General features: G+C 59.0%; 34 protein-coding genes. 33 read left to right on the top strand and 1 reads right to left on the bottom strand.

Annotated elements, in window-relative coordinates:
- The first annotated feature begins 77 nt into the window (after window positions 1-77).
- The 31 genes from rpsG to rplQ all read left to right on the top strand — a co-directional run bounded on the left by rpsG (window position 78) and on the right by rplQ (window position 17,883).
- On the top strand, window positions 78-548 hold the full coding sequence (gene rpsG, locus BUE38_RS16555) for a 30S ribosomal protein S7 (RefSeq protein ID WP_073436353.1): 471 nt from the start codon (window positions 78-80) through the stop codon (window positions 546-548).
- A 45-nt stretch (window positions 549-593) separates the two neighbouring features.
- Window positions 594-2,714 carry an elongation factor G gene (gene fusA, locus BUE38_RS16560; RefSeq protein WP_073436354.1) on the top strand — a complete coding sequence of 707 codons (2,121 nt, stop codon included), beginning with the start codon at window positions 594-596 and terminating at the stop codon, window positions 2,712-2,714.
- Between the two features lie 29 nt (window positions 2,715-2,743).
- Window positions 2,744-3,937, top strand: a complete 1,194-nt coding sequence (gene tuf, locus BUE38_RS16565) for an elongation factor Tu (protein ID WP_073436355.1) — start codon at window positions 2,744-2,746, stop codon at window positions 3,935-3,937.
- Between the two features lie 160 nt (window positions 3,938-4,097).
- Complete coding sequence (rpsJ, locus tag BUE38_RS16570) at window positions 4,098-4,409, top strand: 30S ribosomal protein S10 (protein WP_010626466.1); 312 nt, start codon at window positions 4,098-4,100, stop codon at window positions 4,407-4,409.
- A gap of 155 nt (window positions 4,410-4,564) precedes the next feature.
- Window positions 4,565-5,203 (top strand): 50S ribosomal protein L3, encoded by a 639-nt coding sequence (gene rplC / locus BUE38_RS16575; RefSeq protein WP_073436356.1) that lies wholly within the window; start codon window positions 4,565-4,567, stop codon window positions 5,201-5,203.
- 14 nt (window positions 5,204-5,217) lie between these two features.
- Window positions 5,218-5,826, top strand: coding sequence for a 50S ribosomal protein L4 (gene rplD, locus BUE38_RS16580; protein ID WP_073436357.1), 609 nt, complete (start codon window positions 5,218-5,220; stop codon window positions 5,824-5,826).
- A complete protein-coding gene (gene rplW, locus BUE38_RS16585) occupies window positions 5,823-6,119 on the top strand; it encodes a 50S ribosomal protein L23 (RefSeq protein ID WP_073436358.1) in 297 nt (98 codons plus the stop codon). The genes rplD and rplW overlap by 4 nt, the downstream gene beginning before the upstream one ends.
- A 17-nt stretch (window positions 6,120-6,136) precedes the next feature.
- Window positions 6,137-6,967: a 50S ribosomal protein L2 gene (rplB, locus tag BUE38_RS16590; protein WP_073436359.1), complete on the top strand. Its 831-nt coding sequence runs from the start codon at window positions 6,137-6,139 to the stop codon at window positions 6,965-6,967.
- A gap of 33 nt (window positions 6,968-7,000) precedes the next feature.
- Window positions 7,001-7,276, top strand: a complete 276-nt coding sequence (rpsS, locus tag BUE38_RS16595; RefSeq protein ID WP_073436360.1) for a 30S ribosomal protein S19 — start codon at window positions 7,001-7,003, stop codon at window positions 7,274-7,276.
- Window positions 7,277-7,294: 18 nt separating this feature from the next.
- Window positions 7,295-7,627, top strand: a complete 333-nt coding sequence (rplV, locus tag BUE38_RS16600; RefSeq protein ID WP_073436361.1) for a 50S ribosomal protein L22 — start codon at window positions 7,295-7,297, stop codon at window positions 7,625-7,627.
- A gap of 11 nt (window positions 7,628-7,638) precedes the next feature.
- Window positions 7,639-8,337: a 30S ribosomal protein S3 gene (gene rpsC / locus BUE38_RS16605; protein WP_073436362.1), complete on the top strand. Its 699-nt coding sequence runs from the start codon at window positions 7,639-7,641 to the stop codon at window positions 8,335-8,337.
- Between the two features lie 15 nt (window positions 8,338-8,352).
- A complete protein-coding gene (gene rplP / locus BUE38_RS16610) occupies window positions 8,353-8,766 on the top strand; it encodes a 50S ribosomal protein L16 (RefSeq protein WP_021819610.1) in 414 nt (137 codons plus the stop codon).
- Window positions 8,766-8,957, top strand: coding sequence for a 50S ribosomal protein L29 (gene rpmC, locus BUE38_RS16615; RefSeq protein WP_021819611.1), 192 nt, complete (start codon window positions 8,766-8,768; stop codon window positions 8,955-8,957). The genes rplP and rpmC overlap by 1 nt, the downstream gene beginning before the upstream one ends.
- A gap of 1 nt (window position 8,958) precedes the next feature.
- The gene (gene rpsQ, locus BUE38_RS16620; RefSeq protein WP_073436363.1) at window positions 8,959-9,219 is read left to right on the top strand and encodes a 30S ribosomal protein S17; all 261 of its coding nucleotides are present in this window, start codon (window positions 8,959-8,961) and stop codon (window positions 9,217-9,219) included.
- Window positions 9,220-9,271: 52 nt separating this feature from the next.
- Window positions 9,272-9,643, top strand: a complete 372-nt coding sequence (gene rplN, locus BUE38_RS16625) for a 50S ribosomal protein L14 (RefSeq protein WP_073436364.1) — start codon at window positions 9,272-9,274, stop codon at window positions 9,641-9,643.
- Window positions 9,644-9,657: 14 nt separating this feature from the next.
- Window positions 9,658-9,975 carry a 50S ribosomal protein L24 gene (gene rplX / locus BUE38_RS16630; RefSeq protein ID WP_073436365.1) on the top strand — a complete coding sequence of 106 codons (318 nt, stop codon included), beginning with the start codon at window positions 9,658-9,660 and terminating at the stop codon, window positions 9,973-9,975.
- A gap of 18 nt (window positions 9,976-9,993) precedes the next feature.
- Window positions 9,994-10,533 (top strand): 50S ribosomal protein L5, encoded by a 540-nt coding sequence (gene rplE / locus BUE38_RS16635; protein WP_073436366.1) that lies wholly within the window; start codon window positions 9,994-9,996, stop codon window positions 10,531-10,533.
- Window positions 10,534-10,543: 10 nt separating this feature from the next.
- The gene (rpsN, locus tag BUE38_RS16640; protein ID WP_073436367.1) at window positions 10,544-10,849 is read left to right on the top strand and encodes a 30S ribosomal protein S14; all 306 of its coding nucleotides are present in this window, start codon (window positions 10,544-10,546) and stop codon (window positions 10,847-10,849) included.
- Window positions 10,850-10,881: 32 nt separating this feature from the next.
- Window positions 10,882-11,274, top strand: coding sequence for a 30S ribosomal protein S8 (gene rpsH, locus BUE38_RS16645; protein WP_073436368.1), 393 nt, complete (start codon window positions 10,882-10,884; stop codon window positions 11,272-11,274).
- A 9-nt stretch (window positions 11,275-11,283) separates the two neighbouring features.
- A complete protein-coding gene (rplF, locus tag BUE38_RS16650; RefSeq protein ID WP_073436369.1) occupies window positions 11,284-11,814 on the top strand; it encodes a 50S ribosomal protein L6 in 531 nt (176 codons plus the stop codon).
- A 9-nt stretch (window positions 11,815-11,823) separates the two neighbouring features.
- On the top strand, window positions 11,824-12,174 hold the full coding sequence (rplR, locus tag BUE38_RS16655) for a 50S ribosomal protein L18 (protein ID WP_073436370.1): 351 nt from the start codon (window positions 11,824-11,826) through the stop codon (window positions 12,172-12,174).
- Between the two features lie 11 nt (window positions 12,175-12,185).
- Complete coding sequence (gene rpsE, locus BUE38_RS16660) at window positions 12,186-12,686, top strand: 30S ribosomal protein S5 (RefSeq protein ID WP_073436371.1); 501 nt, start codon at window positions 12,186-12,188, stop codon at window positions 12,684-12,686.
- 6 nt (window positions 12,687-12,692) lie between these two features.
- Window positions 12,693-12,875, top strand: a complete 183-nt coding sequence (rpmD, locus tag BUE38_RS16665; RefSeq protein ID WP_073436372.1) for a 50S ribosomal protein L30 — start codon at window positions 12,693-12,695, stop codon at window positions 12,873-12,875.
- A gap of 3 nt (window positions 12,876-12,878) precedes the next feature.
- A complete protein-coding gene (gene rplO / locus BUE38_RS16670; RefSeq protein ID WP_073436373.1) occupies window positions 12,879-13,313 on the top strand; it encodes a 50S ribosomal protein L15 in 435 nt (144 codons plus the stop codon).
- The gene (secY, locus tag BUE38_RS16675) at window positions 13,314-14,645 is read left to right on the top strand and encodes a preprotein translocase subunit SecY (protein ID WP_073436374.1); all 1,332 of its coding nucleotides are present in this window, start codon (window positions 13,314-13,316) and stop codon (window positions 14,643-14,645) included.
- An 80-nt stretch (window positions 14,646-14,725) separates the two neighbouring features.
- On the top strand, window positions 14,726-14,839 hold the full coding sequence (gene rpmJ / locus BUE38_RS16680; RefSeq protein WP_008959154.1) for a 50S ribosomal protein L36: 114 nt from the start codon (window positions 14,726-14,728) through the stop codon (window positions 14,837-14,839).
- A 123-nt stretch (window positions 14,840-14,962) separates the two neighbouring features.
- Window positions 14,963-15,319, top strand: a complete 357-nt coding sequence (rpsM, locus tag BUE38_RS16685) for a 30S ribosomal protein S13 (RefSeq protein WP_073436375.1) — start codon at window positions 14,963-14,965, stop codon at window positions 15,317-15,319.
- 39 nt (window positions 15,320-15,358) lie between these two features.
- Window positions 15,359-15,745, top strand: coding sequence for a 30S ribosomal protein S11 (gene rpsK / locus BUE38_RS16690; RefSeq protein WP_013331014.1), 387 nt, complete (start codon window positions 15,359-15,361; stop codon window positions 15,743-15,745).
- A 12-nt stretch (window positions 15,746-15,757) separates the two neighbouring features.
- Window positions 15,758-16,378, top strand: coding sequence for a 30S ribosomal protein S4 (gene rpsD / locus BUE38_RS16695; RefSeq protein WP_073436376.1), 621 nt, complete (start codon window positions 15,758-15,760; stop codon window positions 16,376-16,378).
- An 80-nt stretch (window positions 16,379-16,458) separates the two neighbouring features.
- Window positions 16,459-17,457, top strand: coding sequence for a DNA-directed RNA polymerase subunit alpha (locus tag BUE38_RS16700; protein ID WP_073436377.1), 999 nt, complete (start codon window positions 16,459-16,461; stop codon window positions 17,455-17,457).
- Between the two features lie 39 nt (window positions 17,458-17,496).
- A complete protein-coding gene (rplQ, locus tag BUE38_RS16705; protein WP_073436378.1) occupies window positions 17,497-17,883 on the top strand; it encodes a 50S ribosomal protein L17 in 387 nt (128 codons plus the stop codon).
- A 96-nt stretch (window positions 17,884-17,979) separates the two neighbouring features.
- Here rplQ and BUE38_RS16710 read toward each other — a convergent pair whose 3' ends face one another.
- The gene (locus BUE38_RS16710; protein ID WP_073436379.1) at window positions 17,980-19,371 is read right to left on the bottom strand and encodes an aminotransferase-like domain-containing protein; all 1,392 of its coding nucleotides are present in this window, start codon (window positions 19,369-19,371) and stop codon (window positions 17,980-17,982) included.
- Between the two features lie 66 nt (window positions 19,372-19,437).
- Here BUE38_RS16710 and BUE38_RS16715 point away from each other — a divergent pair, with 66 nt between their 5' ends.
- Window positions 19,438-20,760: an MFS transporter gene (locus BUE38_RS16715; RefSeq protein ID WP_327077522.1), complete on the top strand. Its 1,323-nt coding sequence runs from the start codon at window positions 19,438-19,440 to the stop codon at window positions 20,758-20,760.
- Window positions 20,745-21,506, top strand: coding sequence for an SDR family oxidoreductase (locus BUE38_RS16720; protein WP_073436380.1), 762 nt, complete (start codon window positions 20,745-20,747; stop codon window positions 21,504-21,506). The genes BUE38_RS16715 and BUE38_RS16720 overlap by 16 nt, the downstream gene beginning before the upstream one ends.
- The last annotated feature ends 33 nt before the right edge of the window (window positions 21,507-21,539 follow it).

Below are 21,539 nucleotides of genomic sequence, written 5' to 3' on the forward strand. Positions count from 1 at the left end.
GTCTGATAAGAGTAAGGTCGAGCGGCCCCAGGCCAGTCTCGGGTTTACCTGAAGGACCCTTCAATTGAGGGCTTATCATGCCTAGAAGAAGAGTTGCCGCCAAGCGCGATATACTGCCGGATCCCAAGTTCGGAAGTGAGCGCCTGGCCAAGTTCATGAACCACCTGATGATCAGCGGCAAGAAGTCCGTTGCCGAGCGTATCGTTTACGGTGCGCTGGACCGGGTTGCCGAGCGTTCCAATGAAGAGCCGCTGGAAATCTTTGACAAGGCGCTGGAAAGCATCCAGCCGATGGTCGAGGTGAAGTCACGCCGTGTTGGTGGTGCGACTTATCAGGTGCCGGTCGAAGTCCGTCCGTCTCGCCGTCAGGCGCTGGCCATGCGTTGGTTGGTAGATGCCGCCCGTCGTCGCGGTGAGAAGACCATGGAGCAGCGTCTGGCTGGCGAGATGCTTGATGCCTCCGAAGGTAAGGGAGCGGCCGTCAAGAAGCGTGAAGACGTGCACCGTATGGCAGAAGCCAACAAGGCTTTCTCCCACTACCGTTTCTAAGTGCAGTGCTTCTAAACGCATCGCCAATCAACGGAGAGCTTCATCGTGGCCCGCAAGACTCCACTTAATCGCTACCGCAATATCGGAATCGTTGCCCACGTCGATGCCGGCAAGACCACCACGACCGAGCGCGTGCTGTTCTATACCGGGATCAACCACAAGTTGGGCGAGACCCACGAGGGTGCTTCTACCACCGACTGGATGGAGCAGGAGCAGGAGCGTGGCATTACGATCACCTCTGCTGCCGTGACCACCTTTTGGAAAGGCATGAACCACCAGTTCGATGAACATCGCATCAACATCATCGATACACCTGGGCACGTTGACTTCACCATCGAAGTCGAGCGTTCCCTGCGTGTACTCGATGGTGCTGTTGTCGTGCTGTGCGGTTCCTCCGGTGTGCAGCCGCAGACCGAGACCGTCTGGCGTCAGGCCAACAAGTACGAAGTCCCGCGCATGGTGTTCGTCAACAAGATGGACCGTACCGGCGCTGACTTCTTCATGGTGGTCGACCAGTTGAAGGATCGCTTGGGTGCCAACACGGTGCCGATCCAGATCAACTGGGGCACTGAGGAAGACTTCAAGGGTGTCATCGACCTGCTCGAGATGAAGGCCATTCTGTGGAATGAGGCGGACTTCGGTGCCACCTATGACCTGGTCGACATCCCGGCTGAGCTTCAGGAAACAGCGGACAAGTACCGCGAAGAGATGATCGAGGCTGCCGCCGAGGCATCCGAGGAACTGATGGACAAGTACCTCGAAGAAGGCGAGCTGACCAAGGAAGAGATCAAGGCCGGCCTGCGTCGTCGTACCCTCGACAACGAGATCGTGCTGGTCACCTGCGGCTCCGCGTTCAAGAACAAGGGTGTGCAGGCGGTGCTGGATGCCGTCGTCGAATACCTGCCGTCGCCCACCGAGGTCAAGGCCATCGAAGGTGAGCTGGACGACAAGGACGGCACTATCGCGACCCGTGAGGCCGACGATAAAGCCCCCTTCGCCGCGCTGGCGTTCAAGATCGCTACCGACCCGTTCGTCGGTACGCTGACCTTCATCCGCGTCTACTCGGGTGTGCTGAATTCTGGTGACAGCGTCTACAACTCTGTCAAGCAGAAGAAGGAGCGCGTTGGCCGTATCGTGCAGATGCACGCCAACTCCCGCGAAGAGATCAAGGAAGTTCTGGCTGGCGATATCGCCGCCTGTATCGGCCTGAAGGACGTCACTACTGGTGACACGCTGTGCGACTTGAACGACAAGATTGTTCTCGAGCGCATGGAGTTCCCGGATCCGGTTATTTCCGTGGCCGTGGAGCCCAAGTCCAAGGCTGACCAGGAAAAGATGGGTGTCGCACTGGGCAAGTTGGCCCAGGAAGACCCGTCCTTCCGCGTCAAGACCGATGAAGAAACCGGCCAGACCATCATTTCTGGTATGGGCGAGCTGCACCTGGACATCATCGTTGACCGCATGCGTCGCGAGTTCAAGGTGGAAGCCAACATCGGCAAGCCTCAGGTTGCCTACCGCGAAACCATTCGCGGCAGCGTCGAGCAGGAAGGCAAGTTCGTCCGTCAGTCTGGTGGTCGTGGTCAGTTCGGTCACGTCTGGCTGCGCATCGAGCCGCTCACCGAAGCGGACAAGGGCGACGACGAAGAAATGCACTTCAAGTTCGCTTCTGAAATCGTCGGTGGTGTAGTTCCCAAGGAATACGTGCCGGCGGTCGAAAAGGGCGCGTACGAGCAGCTCCAGAATGGTGTCATCGCGGGCTACCCGATGATCGACGTCAAGGTTACTCTGTACGATGGTTCCTATCACGACGTGGACTCCAACGAGACCGCGTTCAAGGTGGCCTCTTCCATGGCCATCAAGGAAGGCGCCAAGAAGGCCAAGGCCGTCCTGCTGGAGCCGATGATGCAGGTCGAGGTCGTGACCCCTGAAGACTTCATGGGTGACGTCATGGGCGACCTGAACCGTCGTCGCGGTCTGGTGCAGGGTATGGATGACTCCTCTTCAGGCAAGGTCATCCGCGCAGTGGTGCCGCTGGGTGAGATGTTCGGTTATGCAACCGATCTGCGCTCACAGACCCAGGGCCGTGCGAGCTACTCCATGGAGTTCGCGAAGTACGACGAGGCTCCCTCAAGCGTCGTTGAAGCCGTCATCAACCAGAACGGTTAACCGTTAGCTAACGTAAAGAGGTCATAGCAGTGGCTAAGGAAAAATTCGAACGTTCCAAACCGCACGTCAACGTCGGCACCATCGGTCACGTTGACCACGGCAAGACTACTCTGACTGCGGCCCTGACCCGCGTGTCTGCTGAAGTTTTCGGTGGCGACTGGCGTGAATTTGACACTATCGACAATGCTCCGGAAGAGCGTGAGCGTGGTATCACCATCGCTACCTCTCACGTTGAGTATCAGTCCGAAGACCGTCACTACGCTCACGTTGACTGCCCGGGACACGCTGACTACGTCAAGAACATGATCACCGGTGCTGCCCAGATGGACGGCGCGATCCTGGTCTGCTCCGCAGCTGACGGTCCCATGCCGCAGACTCGCGAGCACATCCTGCTGTCTCGTCAGGTTGGCGTTCCGTTCATCGTCGTGTTCCTGAACAAGGCCGACATGGTCGACGACGAAGAGCTGCTCGAGCTGGTCGAGATGGAAGTGCGTGAACTCCTGAGCGAGTACGACTTCCCGGGTGACGACACTCCGATCATCACCGGTTCTGCCCTGATGGCTCTGGAAGGCAAGGACGACAACGGCATGGGTACTACCGCCGTTGCCAACCTGATCAAGGCTCTGGATGCCTACATCCCTGAGCCGGAGCGTGCCATCGATCAGCCGTTCCTGATGCCGATCGAGGACGTGTTCTCCATCTCCGGTCGCGGTACCGTTGTTACCGGTCGTATCGAGCGCGGCATCGTCAAGCCGGGCGAAGAGATCGAGATCGTCGGTATCAAGGACACCACCAAGACTACCGTTACCGGTGTCGAGATGTTCCGTAAGCTGCTCGACGAAGGTCGTGCCGGTGAGAACGTCGGCGCGCTGCTGCGCGGCACCAAGCGTGACGACGTCGAGCGTGGTCAGGTTCTGGCCAAGCCGGGCACCATCACTCCGCACACCAAGTTCGAAGCGGAAGTGTATGTTCTGTCCAAGGACGAAGGTGGTCGTCACACTCCGTTCTTCAAGGGCTACCGTCCGCAGTTCTACTTCCGTACCACTGACATCACTGGTACCTGTGAACTGCCGGAAGGCGTCGAGATGGTCATGCCGGGCGACAACGTTCAGATGGTTGTCAACCTGATCGCTCCGATCGCCATGGACGAAGGTCTGCGCTTCGCTATTCGCGAAGGCGGTCGTACCGTCGGCGCTGGCGTCGTGGCCAAGATCGTCGAGTAAGCCATAGGCTTACGATAGAAGGGGGCTTCCAAAAGAAGCCCCCTTTTCTGCGCGTCGATATTGAGGGTTTGACTCTCGATGTCGGCGCGCATATAATGCGCATCCTTTGAATGCGTGGGTTGACGGCTCGCGCCGTCAAGATCCATTGGAGTTAGGGCAAATGCAGAACCAGAAGATTCGCATTCGGTTGAAGGCTTTCGACCATCGCCTGATCGATCAGTCCGCCGCGGAAATCGTTGATACCGCCAAGCGTACTGGCGCCCAGGTTCGTGGTCCGATTCCTCTGCCGACCAATCGCGAGCGCTACACTGTGCTGATTTCTCCGCACGTGAACAAGGACGCCCGTGATCAGTACGAGATTCGTACCCACAAGCGTGTGCTCGACATTGTTGAGCCGACCGAAAAGACCGTTGATGCGCTGATGAAGCTCGACCTCGCTGCTGGCGTGGACGTGCAGATCAAGCTCGACTGATACCACACTAGACACTCGCGGCCCAGCGTCCCTCGTTTGTGATTTGAGGTTCAGCAGCCGCCGCGCCGGGATGGCGCCATACAACGTGCTAGTGGAATGCTCTGGAAAGGGCAGCCATAGCGGGTGATAGCCCCGTACACTATAGGAGATAGAGAATGACTATCGGTTTGGTCGGTAGGAAGGCGGGTATGACCCGTGTCTTCACCGAAGATGGCGCATCCGTGCCCGTGACCGTTATTGAGGTTGAGCCTAACCGCGTAACCTGCGTCAAGTCTGTCGAGACTGACGGTTATGCCGCGGTTCAGGTGACAACTGGCTCCCGCAAGGCCAAGCATCTGTCGAAAGCCCGCGCTGGGCAATTCGCCAAGGCAGGTGTCGAGGCCGGTCGTTCGCTGATGGAGTTTCGCCTGACTGAAGGCGATGAGGCTCCGGAAGTGGGCGGCGAACTCACCGTATCCCTCTTCGAAGCTGGTCAGAACGTCGACGTGACCGGTACTTCCAAAGGTAAGGGCTTCCAGGGTGCTGTAAAGCGCTGGAACTTCCGTACCCAGGATAACAGCCACGGTAACTCCCTGTCCCACCGTGCACCGGGCTCCATCGGCATGTGCCAGACCCCGGGTCGCGTATTCAAGGGCAAGAAGATGGCCGGCCAGATGGGCAACGTGCGTTGCACCGTTCAGAGCCTGGAAATCGTCCGTGTCGATGCCGAGCGCAATCTGCTGCTGATCAAGGGCGCCGTTCCTGGTGCTACTGGCAGTGATGTCATTGTGCGCAGCGCCGTCAAAGCTCGCTGAAGGGGAAATTTCCAATGAATCTGAATCTTGCAGGTGCAAGCGCCGGGACTGTTGAACTGTCCGACGCTACCTTTGGCAAAGAATTCAACGAGGCGCTGGTTCACCAGGTTGTCACTGCCTATCTGGCAGGTGGCCGTCAGGGTACCCGTGCACAGAAGAACCGTTCCGATGTCCGTGGCGGCGGCAAGAAGCCGTGGCGCCAGAAGGGAACTGGCCGTGCTCGTGCCGGTACTATCCGTTCGCCGATCTGGCGCAGCGGTGGTGTGACCTTCGCAGCTCGTCCGCAGGACCACTCCCAGAAGGTCAACCGCAAGATGTACCGTGCGGCCATGCGCTCGATTCTTTCCGAGCTGGTCCGTCAGGAACGTCTGGTTGCGGTCGAGAACTTCACTGTCGAGTCGCCGAAAACCAAGCAGCTGGTCGCCAAGCTCAAGGAACTCAGCCTTGAGAAGGTTCTGATCGTGACTGAAGAAGTCGACGAGAACCTGTATCTGGCCGCCCGCAACATCCCCAATGTGGATGTGGTGGACGTTGCCGCCGCCGACCCGGTTAGCCTGGTCGCCTTTGACAAGGTCCTGGCTACCGTCTCCGCTCTGCGCAAATTCGAGGAGAAGCTGGCATGAACCAGGAGCGTGTATTCAAGGTTCTGCTTGGTCCACACGTGACCGAGAAGGCCGCCATGGCTGCCGAGCGTAACCAGTACGTGTTCAAGGTGGCAGGCGACGCAACCAAGCCCGAGATCAAGGCCGCTGTTCAGCAGTTGTTCGGCAAGAAGGTCGATCGCGTTCAGGTTCTGAACGTCAAGGGCAAGACCAAGCGCACTGCGCACGGTATTGGTCAGCGCAAGGGTTATCGCAAGGCGTACGTGACACTGGCCGCCGGCGAGACGCTTGAAGACTTCTCTGGCGCCGAGTAAAGGCAGGAGTACGGATCATGGCAATCGTCAAGACTAAACCCACATCTGCCGGTCGTCGCCACGTCGTCAAAGTCGTTGGTGAGAATCTGCACAAGGGCCGCGCATACGCGCCGTTGCTCGAGAAGCAGTCGAAGTCCGGTGGTCGTAACAACTACGGTCGCATCACTACCCGCCACGTGGGCGGTGGTCACCGTCATCACTATCGTATCGTCGATTTCAAGCGCACCAAGGATGGCATTCCGGCCATCGTTGAGCGTCTTGAGCACGATCCGAACCGTAGCGCACACATCGCGCTGCTGAAGTATCTCGATGGCGAGCGTCGCTACATCATCGCGCCGAAGGGCGTGAGTGCTGGTGACCGTCTCGAGTCCGGCGTCAACGCGCCGATCAAGAAGGGCAACGCTCTGCCGCTGCGTAACATCCCGCTGGGTTCCACAGTTCATTGCATCGAACTGAAGCCGGGCAAGGGTGCGCAGATGGCTCGCAGCGCCGGTACCAGCGCCCAGCTGGTAGCACGTGAAGGCAACTACGCCACCCTGCGTCTGCGCTCCGGCGAGATGCGCAAGGTGCTGGCCGAGTGCCGTGCCACCCTGGGTGAAGTGAGCAATTCCGAGCACAGCCTGCGTCAACTTGGCAAGGCCGGTGCAAAGCGCTGGAGAGGTGTGCGTCCTACCGTTCGCGGTGTTGCGATGAACCCGGTGGATCACCCGCACGGTGGTGGTGAAGGCCGCACCAGCGGTGGTCGTCATCCGGTGTCCCCGTGGGGTATGCCCACCAAGGGCCACAAGACCCGCAAGAACAAGCGCACCGACAAGCTGATCGTCCGCCGCCGCAAGGCTCGCGGTTAAGATCCCACGCCAAGATATCAAGAGGTAACGGCTGTGCCACGTTCACTGAAGAAAGGTCCTTTCATTGACCTTCATCTGCTGAAAAAGGTTGAGACTGCAGCGGAGAAGAACGATCGCAAACCGATCAAGACCTGGTCGCGTCGTTCAATGATCCTGCCCAATATGGTCGGGCTCACCATTGCAGTCCATAACGGTCGCCAACATGTCCCGGTGCACGTCTCCGAGGAAATGGTTGGCCACAAGCTGGGCGAATTCGCTGCTACCCGCACCTATCGCGGCCACGTGGCGGACAAGAAAGCCAAACGGTAAGCCAGAGAGGATTGAGAGATGGAAGTCACAGCAAAGCTGCGTGGCGCTGCTTTATCCGCACAGAAGGCCCGTTTGGTGGCTGACCAGGTGCGCGGTAAGCCGGTCGCCGAGGCGCTCGACCTGCTGACCTTCTCCCCGAAGAAGGCAGCGAAATTGGTCAAGAAGGTGCTTCAGTCCGCCATCGCGAATGCGGAAGAAAACAACGGCATGGACATTGACGAGCTACGTGTCTCGACCATCTGTGTCGATGAGGGTACGACGCTCAAGCGCATCCGTCCGCGTGCCAAAGGCCGTGCGGATCGCATTCTGAAGCGTACCTGCCACATCACCGTCAAGGTAGCCGAGAAGTAGGAGTCGACCAGATGGGTCAGAAAGTCAATCCAACAGGCATCCGACTGGGTATCGTCAAAGACCATACCTCAGTCTGGTACGCCGAGCGCGGCGCCTATGCCGACAAGCTGAACAACGACCTCGCGGTGCGTAGTTTTCTGCTGGAGCGTCTGAAGAACGCTTCGGTCAGCAAAATCACCATCGAGCGTCCGGCGAACAACGCCCGTATTACCATTCACACTGCCCGTCCGGGCATCGTGATCGGCAAGAAGGGTGAAGACGTTGATCGTCTGCGTCGCGACGTCACCGAGATGATGGGCGTGCCTGTTCACGTCAACATCGAGGAAGTTCGCAAGCCCGAGCTGGACGCTCAGCTCGTCGCTCAGAACATTGCCGGCCAGCTCGAGCGCCGTGTGATGTTCCGTCGTGCCATGAAGCGCTCTGTCCAGAACGCTATGCGTCTGGGCGCCGGCGGCATCAAGGTGCAGCTCTCCGGTCGCCTTGGCGGCGCGGAAATTGCCCGCACCGAGTGGTACCGCGAAGGTCGTGTTCCGCTGCACACTCTGCGTGCGGACATCGATTACGCCACCTTCGAAGCAAAGACCACCTACGGCATCATTGGTGTCAAGGTCTGGATCTTCAAGGGTGAAATCCTCGGGGGCATCGAAGAGGTCCGTGCGAAGGCTAAGCAGCCTGCGTCCGCGCCCTCCAAGAAGAAAGGTTCCAGGTAAGGGGAGAGCGAATCGATGTTACAACCCAAGCGTATGAAATTCCGCAAGATGCAGAAAGGCCGTAACCGTGGCCTGGCGCATCGCGGAAGCAAGGTAAGCTTCGGCGAATATGGCCTCAAGGCCACTGGTCGTGGTCGCGTTACCGCCCGTCAGATCGAAGCTGGCCGTCGTGCCATCACCCGTCACGTCAAGCGTGGCGGCAAGATCTGGATCCGTGTCTTCCCGGACAAGCCGATTTCCAAGAAGCCTCTGGAAGTCCGGATGGGTAAAGGTAAGGGCTCCGTCGAGTACTGGGTCGCTCAGATCCAGCCAGGACGTGTCCTGTACGAGATCGAAGGCGTTTCCGAGGAGCTGGCTCGCGAAGCATTCGCACTGGCCGCCCAGAAGTTCCCGGTCTCCACCACCTTTGTGAAACGGACGGTGATGTGATGAAAGCCCAGGAAATTCGTGAAAAGTCAGTAGAACAGCTCCAGGAGCAGCTTCTCGAACTCCTCCGCGAGCAGTTCAACCTGCGCATGCAGAAGGCCACCGGCCAGTTGAGCCAGACTCATCTGCTCAAGCAGGTTCGTCGGGACATTGCCCGCGTGAAGACTGTGCTCAACGAGAAGGCAGGTGTCTGAGATGGCCGAAGAGAAAAAAGCCCGTAAGCTCACCGGTAAGGTGGTGAGCGACAAGATGGACAAGTCCATCGTCGTCATGATCGAGCGTCGTGAGCGCCACCCGATCTACGGCAAATATGTCAAGCGCTCCACCAAGCTGCACGCCCACGACGAGACCAACCAGGCGAAAGCCGGTGACACGGTTTCCATTGAGGAATGCCGTCCGCTGTCCAGAAAGAAAGCCTGGACGCTGGTTGAAGTCGTCGAACAGGCCAAGGGTTGATTGGCTTCGTGCCATCAACTCCGTGCAGTCAGATTAGGTTTGGAGAAAACCGATGATTCAGACTCAGACTATGCTGGATGTCGCTGACAACAGCGGAGCGCGCCGGGTGCAGTGCATCAAGGTGCTCGGTGGTTCACACCGCCGCTATGCTCGCGTTGGTGACATCATCAAGGTCACGGTGAAGGAAGCCATTCCGCGCGGCAAGGTCAAGAAAGGCCAGGTGCTGAAGGCGGTGGTTGTCCGCACCCGCAGTGGCGTCCGTCGTTCCGACGGCTCGCTGATCCGCTTCGATGGAAATGCGGCTGTTCTGTTGAACAACACCAACGATCAGCCGATCGGTACCCGTATCTTCGGACCGGTGACGCGTGAGCTTCGTAACGAGAAGTTCATGAAGATCATTTCCTTGGCGCCTGAAGTGCTGTAAGGAGCGAGGCGGATATGCAAAAGATCAAACGTGATGATGAAGTAGTCGTCATCGCCGGTAAGGACAAGGGCAAGCGTGGTACCGTGAAGCGCGTTCTCAAGAACGAACGCTTTGTGGTATCCGGTGTGAACATGATCAAGCGTCACACCAAGCCCAACCCCATGGCCGGCAATCAGGGCGGTATCGTCGAGCGTGAGGCTCCGATTCACGCGTCCAACGTAGCCATCTTCAATCAGGAGACCGGTAAGGCGGATCGCGTCGGCTTCCAGATCAAGGAAGACGGTACCAAGGTACGTATCTACAAGTCGACGCAAGCGCAGATCGACGCCTAACGCGAGTCGGGTAGCAAAATGGCGAACTTGAAAGAACGTTATCAAAACGAGGTGGTGGCTCAACTCAAAGAGCAGTTCAGCTACGCCAACGTTATGCAGGTACCCCGGATCACCAAGGTGACTCTGAATATGGGTATCGGCGAAGCGACCAGCGACAAGAAGCTGATCGACAACGCTATCGGTGACATGGAGAAGCTTTCCGGTCAGAAGCCGATGGTCACCAAGGCACGCAAGTCCATCGCGGGCTTCAAGGTGCGTGAAGGCTGGCCGATCGGGATCAAGGTAACACTGCGCGCTGAGCGCATGTGGGACTTCCTGGATCGCCTGGTGAATATCGCGATCCCCCGCGTTCGTGACTTCCGTGGTCTCAACCCGAAGTCCTTCGACGGTCGTGGCAATTATTCCATGGGGGTGCGTGAGCAGATCATCTTCCCGGAGCTCGAGTATGATAAGATCGACCGGGTTCGTGGTCTGGATGTCACCATCACCACCACTGCCAACACCGATGAAGAAGGTCGTGCGCTGCTTAGCGCGCTGAACTTCCCGTTCAAGAAATAGGGGTGGGATCATGGCAAAGAAGAGCATGATTGAGCGCGAACTCAAGCGCACAAAGCTGGTGGACAAGTACGCCGCCAAGCGCGTTGCGCTCAAGGCGATCATCCAGGACGTGAACTCCTCCGATGAGGAGCGCTTCGATGCGCAGCTCAAGTTGCAGTCGCTGCCGCGTGACTCCAGCCCGGTGCGCCAGCGTAATCGCTGCCGCGTCACTGGCCGTCCGCACGGCTACTACAACAAGTTTGGCCTCGGCCGTAACAAGCTGCGTGAAGCCGCCATGCGTGGCGACGTGCCCGGACTCAAGAAGTCCAGCTGGTAACGCCACGTAGAATCATCAGGAGCGCAACGTAAATGAGCATGCAAGACACTCTGGCGGATATGTGTACTCGTATCCGCAATGCGCAGCAGGCCACCAAGGAGACGGTCACCATGCCGTCTTCCAAGATCAAGGTTGAAGTGGCCCGCGTGCTGAAAGAAGAGGGTTTCATCACTGACTTCGCAATCAGCGAATCAGCCAAGCCCGAACTGACCGTGAGCCTCAAGTACTTTGAAGGCAAGCCGGTTATCGAGCACCTGCAGCGGGTTTCCAAGCCTTCCCTGCGCCAGTACAAGGGTAAGGATGCGCTGCCGAAGGTCGCCGATGGCCTGGGTATCGCTATCGTCACCACCTCCAAGGGTGTGATGACGGATCGTGCGGCCCGCCAGGCTGGTGTCGGCGGCGAAGTCCTCTGCACCGTATTCTAGGAGTCTGGAATGTCCCGCGTAGCCAAATATCCGGTCAAAGTGCCTGCCGGCGTCGACATCAAACTCGACGGCGCGACACTGACTGTCAAGGGCGGTCAGGGCACCCTTTCCATGTCCGTTCACAAGGATGTTGTGATCGGTCAGGAAGACGGTCAACTGACCTTTACACCCAGTGAATCTGCAAAGAGCTGGGCCATGGTTGGCACAACTCGTGCCCTGGTCCAGAACCTTGTCACTGGTGTGTCTGAGGGGTTCAGCAAGACCCTCGAAATCGTCGGCGTCGGTTATCGCGCTCAAGCGAAAGGCCAGACGCTCAATCTGTCACTGGGCTTCTCACACCCGGTCGATTACCAACTGCCTGAAGGTGTCGTGGCGGAAACGCCCAAGAACACCACTATCGTGCTGAAAAGCGCGGACAAGCAGAAGCTCGGCCAGGTCGCCGCGGAAATCCGCGCATTCCGTCCGCCTGAGCCCTATAAGGGCAAGGGTGTGCGCTATGCCGACGAGCATGTCCGTCGTAAAGAAGCCAAGAAGAAGTAAGGCAGGGTTATGAACGCGAAGAAAGAATCTCGTCTCCGTCGTGCCCGCCGCGCTCGCGCCAAGATCCGCGAGCTGGGCGTGTTTCGCCTGTGCGTAAACCGTACTCCACGTCACATCTATGCGCAGATTATCTCGCCGGATGGTGGCAAGGTCCTGGCCAGCGCTTCCACGCTGGACAAGAGCCTTCGTGAGGGTGCGACCGGCAACACTGACGCCGCCGCCAAGGTTGGTGCTCTGATTGCTGAACGCGCCAAGGAAGCAGGCATCACCCAGGTAGCCTTCGACCGCGCTGGCTTCAAGTATCACGGTCGTGTGAAGGCCCTGGCCGACGCCGCTCGTGAAGGCGGCCTGGAATTCTAAAGGGTTTTACGATGGCGAAGAACGAACAGAACAACGGCGATCTGCAGGAAAAGCTCGTGCAGGTCAACCGTGTCGCCAAGGTGGTCAAGGGTGGCCGTATCTTCGGTTTCACCGCTCTGACTGTCGTGGGCGACGGCAATGGTCGTGTCGGCTTTGGCCGCGGCAAGGCACGTGAAGTGCCGGTCGCGATCCAGAAGGCGATGGATCAAGCACGCCGCAACATGGTCAAGGTCAACCTGGTCAACGGTACTCTGCAGTACCCGGTCAAGGCTCGTCACGGCGCCTCCAAGGTGTACATGCAGCCGGCATCCGACGGTACCGGTATCATTGCCGGCGGCGCCATGCGCTCCGTGCTTGAGCTGGCTGGCGTCCATAACGTACTGGCCAAGTGCTACGGCTCCACCAATCCGGTGAACGTGGTACGTGCGACCGTCAAGGGTCTGTCTGCAATGCAGTCGCCGGAAGACGTGGCCGCCAAGCGCGGTCTCTCAGTCGAAGCGATTACGGGGTAAGACACCATGGCAGCTACCATCAAGGTTACCCAGACCCGCAGCACGATTGGAATCCTTGCCAAGCACAAGGCAACCATGAAGGGCCTCGGTCTGCGTCGCATCGGTCATACCGTCGAACTGGAAGACACCCCTGCCGTTCGCGGCATGATCCACAAGGTCAATTACCTTGTGCGGGTTGAGGGAGAGTAATCCATGAAACTTAACAGCCTGAGCCCGGCACCGGGCTCCAAGCACGCCGAAAAGCGCGTCGGTCGTGGCATTGGCTCCGGTCTGGGCAAGACCGGTGGCCGTGGTCACAAAGGCCAGAAGTCGCGCAGCGGCGGCAGCGTCAAGCCGGGCTTCGAAGGCGGACAGATGCCATTGCAGCGTCGTCTGCCGAAGTTTGGCTTCACTTCTGCCAAGTCTCTGGTTTCCGAAGAAGTGCGTCTTGGTGAACTCGCCAAGGTCGCCGGTGACGAGGTTACCCTCGACACCCTGAAGGAAGCCAATGTGCTGAAGGACGCCACGCAGTACGCCAAGGTGATCCTTTCCGGCGATTTGAACAAGGCGGTTACGGTTCGCGGTCTGCGTGTCACCAAAGGTGCACGTGCCGCAATCGAAGCCGCTGGTGGCAAGGTAGAGGACTAAATGGCCAAGTCAGGAAAAATGCCGGCGATGGGCAGCGGTCTGAGTGAACTGTGGGCGCGTCTGCGCTTCGTGCTCCTCGCCATTGTGGTCTACCGAATCGGTGCCCACATTCCCGTTCCCGGTATCAATCCTGACCAGCTTGCTGCCTTGTTCAGGGAGCAGCAGGGCACCATCCTGGGCATGTTCAACATGTTCTCGGGTGGCGCCCTGGAGCGCATGAGTATCCTCGCCCTGGGCATCATGCCCTACATCTCGGCGTCGATCATCATGCAGCTCCTGACCGCCGTCTCTCCCCAACTGGAACAGTTGAAGAAGGAAGGGGAGAGCGGACGCCGCAAGATCAATCAGTACACGCGCTATGGAACAGTGCTCCTGGCCTTCGTTCAGGCCGCCGGCATGTCGGTCGGTCTGGCGAGTCAGGGCATTGCCTATACAGTCGATTTCAGTTTCTATTTCACCGCTATCACTACCTTTGTGTGTGGTGCGGTATTCCTGATGTGGCTGGGTGAGCAGATCACCGAGAAGGGCATCGGCAATGGTATCTCGCTGCTGATCTTCTCCGGTATCGTCGCCGGACTGCCAAGCGCTGTGGCCCAGGCTTTCGAGCTGGCCCGCAACGAAGGCGCGTGGAACGTGTTGCCGCTGTTGGCGCTTTCCCTGCTGGGTATTGCCACCGTGGCGTTTGTCGTGTTCATCGAGCGCGGCCAGCGTCGTATTACGGTGAACTACCCGCGTCGCCAGGTCGGCAACAAGATGTACGCCGGACAAAGCAGCTATCTACCGCTCAAGGTCAACATGGCGGGGGTTATCCCGGCCATCTTTGCTTCGAGCATCCTGCTGTTCCCCGCCTCCCTCGGTCAGTGGGTAGGTGCGGGTGATGGTATGGAGTGGCTGCAGCGAGCATCACAGTCGTTGGCCCCCGGTCAACCGCTGTACATCTTGCTTTTCTCGGCGGCGGTGGTATTCTTCTGCTTCTTTTACACAGCGCTGGTCTTCAACCCCAAGGATGTTGCCGACAACCTCAAGAAGTCGGGAGCCTTCCTTCCGGGGATTCGTCCCGGTGAGCAGACCGCTCGCTATGTCGACAAGGTCATGACTCGTTTGACCCTGTTCGGCGCTCTCTACATCACTGCGGTTTCCCTGATGCCCCAGTTCCTGATCGTGGCCTGGAACGTACCGTTCTTCTTTGGCGGTACCTCGTTGCTGATCGTGGTAGTGGTCATCATGGACTTCATGGCTCAGGTGCAGTCGCACCTCATGTCGCACCAGTATGAGTCGGTGATGAAGAAGTCCAACCTGAAAGGCTATGGTAGCGGCGGCATCATGCGCTAGAAGCGCCGCACGCCGAATCTGGAGCGCGCCGCGAGCCGCGTGTCAATACGCGCCGCGAGCCGACCATTGGAGATGGAACGATGAAAGTTCGTGCTTCCGTGAAGAAAATGTGCCGCAACTGCAAGATCATTCGTCGCAATGGCGCCGTACGTGTCATCTGCAGCGAGCCGCGGCACAAGCAGCGCCAGGGTTGATTCCTGCGCTGAACTGAACCGGTGCTGGCATTCCCCCTTGCCCTTTATGTGGGAAGGGGGTATGCTATTGCGCCTTTTGTAGTTGATTAACCGAGCAAGCCGCTCAAATTTCGGAGTAAGCTGATGGCCCGTATTGCAGGCGTCAATATCCCGGACAACAAGCATGCGGCGATCTCGCTGACTTACATCTTCGGGATTGGCCGTACCCGCGCAGAGCAGATCTGTGCAGCGTCCGGCATCGCGCCGACCGCCAAGATTCAGGACCTGTCATCTGAAGAGATCGACACCCTGCGTGGCGAAGTCGGCAAGTACACCGTAGAAGGCGATCTTCGTCGTGATGTGACGCTGAACATCAAGCGTCTCATGGACCTGGGTTGCTATCGTGGTCTGCGTCATCGTCGTGGTCTTCCGCTGCGTGGTCAGCGTACCAAGACCAATGCGCGTACCCGTAAGGGCCCGCGCAAGCCGATCCGCAAATAACACGCACGTTCTGGCGTAAAGACAGGAATAGACATCAACATGGCTAACCCGCGTAGCAACCGTAAAAAGGTTAAAAAGCAGGTGGTGGATGCCGTAGCGCATATCCACGCCTCTTTTAACAACACGATCATTACGATCACAGACCGCCAGGGCAATGCTCTTTCCTGGGCAACTGCCGGTGGTTCGGGTTTTCGTGGTTCTCGCAAGAGCACCCCGTTCGCTGCTCAAGTAGCAAGCGAGCGTGCAGCGACTGCTGCAGCCGAGTATGGTGTGAAAAACGTCGACGTGCTGGTCAAGGGCCCCGGTCCTGGCCGTGAATCCGCCGTGCGTGCTCTGAACGCCGCCGGCTTCCGCGTGCAAAGCATCACCGACGCGACGCCCATCCCCCATAATGGCTGCCGTCCGCCGAAGAAACGCCGCGTTTAAGGAGACAGATTCATGGCTCGTTACATTGGACCAAAGTGCAAACTGTCTCGCCGGGAAGGTACCGACCTCTTCCTCAAGAGCGGTGTCACTCCCTTCGAGAAGAAGTGCAAATCCGAGCAGATCCCGGGTGTGCACGGCCAGCGCCGTCAGCGTCTTTCCGACTACGGCTTGCAGCTTCGCGAGAAGCAGAAAGTACGTCGTATGTATGGCGTACTTGAAAAGCAGTTCCGCAACTACTACAAGGAAGCAGCCCGTCTGAAGGGTGCGACCGGTGAGTTGTTGCTGCAGCTGCTTGAATCCCGACTGGATAACGTCGTCTACCGCATGGGCTTTGGATCTACTCGCTCCGAGGCTCGTCAGCTGGTAAGCCACAAGGCAATTGCCGTCAACGGCAAGACTGTCAACGTGGCTTCCTACAAGGTCAAGCCCGGCGACGTAGTATCTATCCGTGAAAAGGCTAAAAATCAGGCGCGTATCCAGAGCGCTCTGAGCATTGCTGCCAACCGTGGCGATGTAGCCTGGATCGAGATTGATGCCAAGAAGATGGAAGGCACCTTCAAGGCTCTGCCTGAGCGCGGTGACCTGACTGCCGACATCAACGAACAACTGATCGTCGAGCTGTACTCGAAGTAAGCGGCCTGTCCGCGCCGCCTTCCGCGAGGGAGGCGGCGGTTTTCACCGAGTATCCGTTTGGCAGCCTGAAAGGTGTTCATATGCAGCGTTCAGTGACAGAGTTTCTCCGTCCTCGCGACATCAAGGTCGAAGAGATCAGCGCACACCACGCAAAGATCGTGCTCGAACCGTTCGAGCGTGGCTTCGGCCACACGCTGGGTAATGCTCTGCGTCGTATCCTGCTTTCTTCCATGCCCGGCTGTGCCGTGGTTGAGGCAGAAATCGCAGGTGTGGATCATGAGTACAGCGCGATCGAGGGCGTCCAGGAAGATGTCATCGAAATCCTCCTGAACCTCAAGGACGTGGCGGCCAGGATGCACAGCCGCGACGAGGCGGTGCTCTCGCTGAACAAGCAGGGCCCGGCCGTCGTCACCGCTGGTGACATCGCCGTCGATCATGATGTCGAGATCGTCAACCCCGAGCACATCATCGCCCATGTCAATGAGGGTGCAGAGCTGAAGATGCAGCTCAAGGTGGCCCGCGGTCGTGGCTATGAGCCTGCGGATGTCCGCAGCGAAGGCGACGACGAATCTCGTGCCATCGGCCGTCTGCAGCTGGATGCAACCTTCAGCCCCGTGCGTCGTGTTTCCTACTCGGTTGAGGCTGCGCGTGTTGAACAGCGCACTGACCTCGACAAGTTGATCATTGATCTGGAAACCGATGGCACCCTGGATCCAGAAGAGGCAATCCGTCGCAGCGCCACCATCCTGCAGGAGCAGCTGGCAGCGTTTGTTGACCTGGAAGCCGACAAGGAACAGGAAGTGGTGGAGGAAGAGGATCATATCGATCCCATCCTGCTGCGCCCCGTAGACGATCTTGAGTTGACCGTTCGTAGCGCCAACTGCCTCAAGGCCGAGAATATCTACTACATCGGCGATCTGATTCAGCGCACTGAAGTTGAGCTGTTGAAGACCCCGAATCTCGGCAAGAAGTCCTTGAATGAAATCAAGGATGTGTTGGCAGCACGTGGTCTGTCCCTCGGCATGCGGCTGGAAAACTGGCCGCCGGCGAGCCTGAAGGACGACAAGGCCACGGCCTGAGCGTCGGCTCGAGTCCCAGTTTGGTAAGGAATCACAACCATGCGTCATCGTAAGAGTGGTCGTCACCTGAATCGCACGAGCTCGCACCGTCAGGCCATGTTCAAGAACATGAGCGTGTCGCTGATCGAGCACGAAGTGATCAAGACAACCCTGCCCAAGGCCAAAGAGCTGCGTCGTCATATCGAGCCGCTCATCACTCTGGCCAAGCAGGACAGCGTCGCTAACCGTCGTCTGGCCTTCAGCCGCACTCGCTCCAAAGAAGCAGTCGGCAAGCTCTTCAACGAGCTGGGTCCGCGTTACGTCGAGCGTCCGGGCGGTTACGTCCGTATTCTCAAGTGCGGTTTCCGCACCGGCGACAACGCCCCCATGGCCTTCGTCGAATTGGTCGATCGCCCCGTCGTGGAAGAGGTTGCTGGCGAGGAGTAATCCTCCTCACAGTATCTGTCCCGACGCCAAGCCGGCTTCTCCCTTCGGGGGAAGCCGGTTTTTTTATGCGCGGGTGACTGGTTCTGAAGGGGACGCCTAGTCCCCGAGAGGATTGGTCAGGAAGTCGATGGCTCGCTGGTCATCGGCGTAGGCCACATTGATGCGCAGCCAGGGGCTATCGCTGTTGTCCGGCATGAAGACCTGGCCAGGTGACAGACGTATGCCGGCCTTGTGTGCGTTGCTGACCAGCTGATGGGATGAGGCTGCACCAGGAAAGCGAGCCCAGATGAACATGCCGCCAGCCGGTTCAGCGAAGATCTCCCAGCCGGCATGGCGCAACAGGACCAGGGTGGCGGCCATCTGGTTGGCGAGACGCACCCTCAAGCGCTCGACCAGCTTTCGATAGCTGCCGTTCTGCAGCATGGTGGCCAGTACCTGCTCGGCAAAGCGCGGTGATGAAATGCTGGTCAGCATTTTGATATCGACCAGTGACCGCAATAGATCGGGCCGGGCGGCAATGAAGCCGACTCGCAGTGAGCAGGACAGGCTCTTGGAAAAGCTGCCGATATAGATGACGCGCTGCAGCCCATCAAGCGCGGCGAGCCGTGGGGTCGGGGTGTGCTGGAAGTCGGCGTAGATATCATCCTCGACAACCTGCACGTCATGGCGTTCGGCCAGTTGCAGGACCCTATGGGCGACAGAAGCTGTCAAGGTGGTCCCGGTAGGGTTCTGGAACACCGTGTTGATGAAAAGGAGTCTGGGCCGGTGGCGTTGCAGCAGGACTTCCAGCTGCTCTACATCCGGCCCGCCGGCTAGACGAGGTACGCCGATGATGTTGGCGCGTTGCAGTCGTAGCAGGCCTATCAGGTTGTAGTAGCCGGGGGACTCGACCAGCACGGTATCGCCAGGTTGCACCAACAGTCGAACAAGCAGGTCCAGAGCATGGCTGCCACCGCCAGTGAGCAGAATCTGGTTGGCATCCGCCTCGACGCCGAGAATTCGAATGCGTTCCTGAATGAGTCCTCGGAGCAGCGGCGTCCCCATCGGAGAGCTGTAATCGAGAATATCGGCGCGACTGCGGCGGGTAACGGAGCGAATGGCGTAGGCCAGGTCGTCCATTTCCCGCCAGCTGTCCGGTAGCCAGCCGCACCCCAGCTTGAGACCTTGATCGTCCTGTTCGAACAGCCGCCAGCTATCGCTGGTGACCTCCGCCAGACTGACCGGCGAGGTCTCGCGTGCCAGCTGGGCGGGGTTGTCGGCGACGAAGAAGCCGGAGCCCGGCCTGGAGCGCACCAGGCCCTGAGCGACCAGCTGCTCGTAGGCCTCGATGACCGCATTGCGTCCTACATTGAGTTGCCGGGTCAGTTGGCGTATCGAGGGCAGGCGACTGCCTCCACCGGCGCCATTGCCGATGATCCATTCGTGCAGGTGCTCGGCCACCTGGCTTGCCTGAGGCCTGGCAGAAGGAACATCGAATCTGTTTGACATGAATGGGCTCCGGTTGGGGACGGCGCTGGTGCGACGAGGGTGCCGTCTCGGGTTCATTCTGCGGTGGTGAGGCCGCTCAGGCAATTCAAGGCAACTGTTCTGGAGGATGCCTGTACAGTTGCGGGGCATTACCGTCCACTGTGTCTTACACGGGATTCGGCCAGACGCGATGCTGATGGACCTCATCAGTTCAATGTATCAAGGTCCGTCATGAATCGTCCTGCTGCCCTCAGGCTTGCCCTCGCTCTCTGCATGATCACCACTGCCGTCAACCTTCAGGCGCCACTCTATGATGCACTGGCCGCCAGGGATGGCGTCGGTGCCGGAGCCACCAGTGTCGCCTTTGCCTGTTACGTACTGGGGGTGTTCCCGGTATTGCTGGCGCTGAATGGTCTGGCTGACCGTGTTGGACGCAAGCCGATGATCATCGCCGCGCTTTGCCTGGCCTTGATGGCAACGCTGCTGACCATGATCTTTCCGGGGCTGATCAGCCTTGCTGTTGCCCGCCTGCTGATGGGGGTGGGGACTGCGATGACCTCCGCCGTCGCGCCGGGCTGGATGCTCGAATTATTCCCGCACCAGCAGCGGCGTCGTGCTGCCAATTGGGTCACGGCGGCGACCTCGCTGGGCTTCGGCCTGGGGGCAGCGGTTACCGGCATCTTCGTGATGCAGACCTCGCCGCTCCAGCAGACGGAGCTGGTACCCCCCAGCCTGTGGCTGTATCTCGGTGGAGGAAGCCTGGCGCTGATACTGGTGCTGGGCCTTGAGGACAATTCATCACGTCAGCGGAGTGCCAGTATGCTGCGCCTGCCGGTCTGGCCGCCCGGCTCGCTGCCTTTCGGCCTGGCGATTATGCTCGCCTGGGCGATGGTGGGGTTGGTCATCACGCTGTTGCCGACCGTGCTGGCCCAACATGGGCTATCGGGCTGGTCAGGCTTTGCGGTTTTCGGTATCTGTAGTTGTGGTGTGTTGTTTCAGCCGCTGGCGCGCCAATTGTCACCGCAGGCCGCGACGCGACTGGGGCTGCTGATCCTGCCTCCGGCGTATGCCCTGATCAGTTGGGGGGCTCTGGAAGGCGTACTGGCGGCAATACTGATCGGCACTGTGGCGGCGAGCAGCGCCTGCTACGGGTTCATCTATCTGGGCGGCATGAGCGGCGCGCTGGAGGCAGCGGGTGAGCGTGCCTCCGGGGCCAGTGCGGGGTTCTTTCTGATGGCCTATATCGGCTTCAGTCTGCCGGTGGTGTTTACCGGTATGCTGATGGACCGCTTCGGACACAGTGCGGCCCTGCAGATATTCGGTGTGGTGCTGGTGTTGGGTGTGATGCTGGTCAGCGTGGGGCTGATGCGAATCAATCAGGCGGAGAAGTCGAGATGGCAGGCAGACTGAAGGGCAAGGTAGCCATTATCACCGGCGCTGGGCAGGGGATCGGCGAGGCCATCGCCGAGGCCTTTGTCAGGGAAGCGGCTGTCGTGGTGGTCGCGGATCGCAATGAGGTCTCGGGGCGTCATGTGGCAGAACGGCTGCAATGCTCCTTCATCAAGACAGACGTAACGGATCAGCTTGATATCGACCATGTGGTTGGCGAGACCATCGGACAGTTCGGCCATGTCGATATTCTGGTCAATAATGCCGGCGCCAATGTCTTTCATGTACCGCATGAAATGCCGCGTAGTGCATGGGCCAGGTGCATGGCACTGGATCTGGAAGCTTGCTGGGCGATGGCCGAAGCCGTGTTGCCGGATATGCGTCGGCGAGGCTCCGGTGCCATCATCAATATTGCCAGCACGCATGGATTTCAGGTGATACCGCACACCTTCCCCTATCCGGTTGCCAAGCATGGGCTGATCGGCCTGACACGCTCACTGGGAGTGGAATATGCCGCCGAGGGAATCCGTGTCAATGCCATTTCGCCGGGTTATATCGATACCGAGATAGCACGTGATTACTGGGCGGGTTTTGATGACCCAGTGGCGGAGCGCCGCAAGGCAGAAGCGCTCCATCCGCCACAGCGGATCGGCCGGCCCGAGGAAGTGGCCATGACGGCGGTATTTCTGGCGTCTGACGAGGCCCCCTTCATCAATGGCGAAAACATCGTGATCGATGGAGGGCGCTCCTGTGTCTATCACCAGTGACAGCACCATGCATTGATGGTGCCGGACGGGGCG

The sequence above is a fragment of the Halomonas cupida genome, from assembly GCF_900142755.1.
GTDB classification, from domain to species: domain Bacteria; phylum Pseudomonadota; class Gammaproteobacteria; order Pseudomonadales; family Halomonadaceae; genus Halomonas; species Halomonas cupida.

Coding starts and splice junctions, on each gene's coding strand:
- BUE38_RS16710 (WP_073436379.1), bottom strand. CDS start 19,371: ATGTCAAACAGATTCGATGTTCCTTCTGCCAGGCCTCAGGCAAGCCAG.
- rpsQ (WP_073436363.1), top strand. CDS start 8,959: ATGGCCGAAGAGAAAAAAGCCCGTAAGCTCACCGGTAAGGTGGTGAGC.
- rpsK (WP_013331014.1), top strand. CDS start 15,359: ATGGCTAACCCGCGTAGCAACCGTAAAAAGGTTAAAAAGCAGGTGGTG.
- rpsM (WP_073436375.1), top strand. CDS start 14,963: ATGGCCCGTATTGCAGGCGTCAATATCCCGGACAACAAGCATGCGGCG.
- rpmD (WP_073436372.1), top strand. CDS start 12,693: ATGGCAGCTACCATCAAGGTTACCCAGACCCGCAGCACGATTGGAATC.
- rplR (WP_073436370.1), top strand. CDS start 11,824: ATGAACGCGAAGAAAGAATCTCGTCTCCGTCGTGCCCGCCGCGCTCGC.
- rpsE (WP_073436371.1), top strand. CDS start 12,186: ATGGCGAAGAACGAACAGAACAACGGCGATCTGCAGGAAAAGCTCGTG.
- rpmJ (WP_008959154.1), top strand. CDS start 14,726: ATGAAAGTTCGTGCTTCCGTGAAGAAAATGTGCCGCAACTGCAAGATC.
- rplX (WP_073436365.1), top strand. CDS start 9,658: ATGCAAAAGATCAAACGTGATGATGAAGTAGTCGTCATCGCCGGTAAG.
- rpsH (WP_073436368.1), top strand. CDS start 10,882: ATGAGCATGCAAGACACTCTGGCGGATATGTGTACTCGTATCCGCAAT.
- rplO (WP_073436373.1), top strand. CDS start 12,879: ATGAAACTTAACAGCCTGAGCCCGGCACCGGGCTCCAAGCACGCCGAA.
- secY (WP_073436374.1), top strand. CDS start 13,314: ATGGCCAAGTCAGGAAAAATGCCGGCGATGGGCAGCGGTCTGAGTGAA.
- rplD (WP_073436357.1), top strand. CDS start 5,218: ATGAATCTGAATCTTGCAGGTGCAAGCGCCGGGACTGTTGAACTGTCC.
- rplF (WP_073436369.1), top strand. CDS start 11,284: ATGTCCCGCGTAGCCAAATATCCGGTCAAAGTGCCTGCCGGCGTCGAC.
- BUE38_RS16700 (WP_073436377.1), top strand. CDS start 16,459: ATGCAGCGTTCAGTGACAGAGTTTCTCCGTCCTCGCGACATCAAGGTC.
- rplC (WP_073436356.1), top strand. CDS start 4,565: ATGACTATCGGTTTGGTCGGTAGGAAGGCGGGTATGACCCGTGTCTTC.
- rpsD (WP_073436376.1), top strand. CDS start 15,758: ATGGCTCGTTACATTGGACCAAAGTGCAAACTGTCTCGCCGGGAAGGT.
- BUE38_RS16720 (WP_073436380.1), top strand. CDS start 20,745: ATGGCAGGCAGACTGAAGGGCAAGGTAGCCATTATCACCGGCGCTGGG.
- rplQ (WP_073436378.1), top strand. CDS start 17,497: ATGCGTCATCGTAAGAGTGGTCGTCACCTGAATCGCACGAGCTCGCAC.
- rplP (WP_021819610.1), top strand. CDS start 8,353: ATGTTACAACCCAAGCGTATGAAATTCCGCAAGATGCAGAAAGGCCGT.
- rplE (WP_073436366.1), top strand. CDS start 9,994: ATGGCGAACTTGAAAGAACGTTATCAAAACGAGGTGGTGGCTCAACTC.
- rpsG (WP_073436353.1), top strand. CDS start 78: ATGCCTAGAAGAAGAGTTGCCGCCAAGCGCGATATACTGCCGGATCCC.
- rpsJ (WP_010626466.1), top strand. CDS start 4,098: ATGCAGAACCAGAAGATTCGCATTCGGTTGAAGGCTTTCGACCATCGC.
- rplB (WP_073436359.1), top strand. CDS start 6,137: ATGGCAATCGTCAAGACTAAACCCACATCTGCCGGTCGTCGCCACGTC.
- rpmC (WP_021819611.1), top strand. CDS start 8,766: ATGAAAGCCCAGGAAATTCGTGAAAAGTCAGTAGAACAGCTCCAGGAG.
- rplN (WP_073436364.1), top strand. CDS start 9,272: ATGATTCAGACTCAGACTATGCTGGATGTCGCTGACAACAGCGGAGCG.
- rpsC (WP_073436362.1), top strand. CDS start 7,639: ATGGGTCAGAAAGTCAATCCAACAGGCATCCGACTGGGTATCGTCAAA.
- rpsN (WP_073436367.1), top strand. CDS start 10,544: ATGGCAAAGAAGAGCATGATTGAGCGCGAACTCAAGCGCACAAAGCTG.
- rplV (WP_073436361.1), top strand. CDS start 7,295: ATGGAAGTCACAGCAAAGCTGCGTGGCGCTGCTTTATCCGCACAGAAG.
- rplW (WP_073436358.1), top strand. CDS start 5,823: ATGAACCAGGAGCGTGTATTCAAGGTTCTGCTTGGTCCACACGTGACC.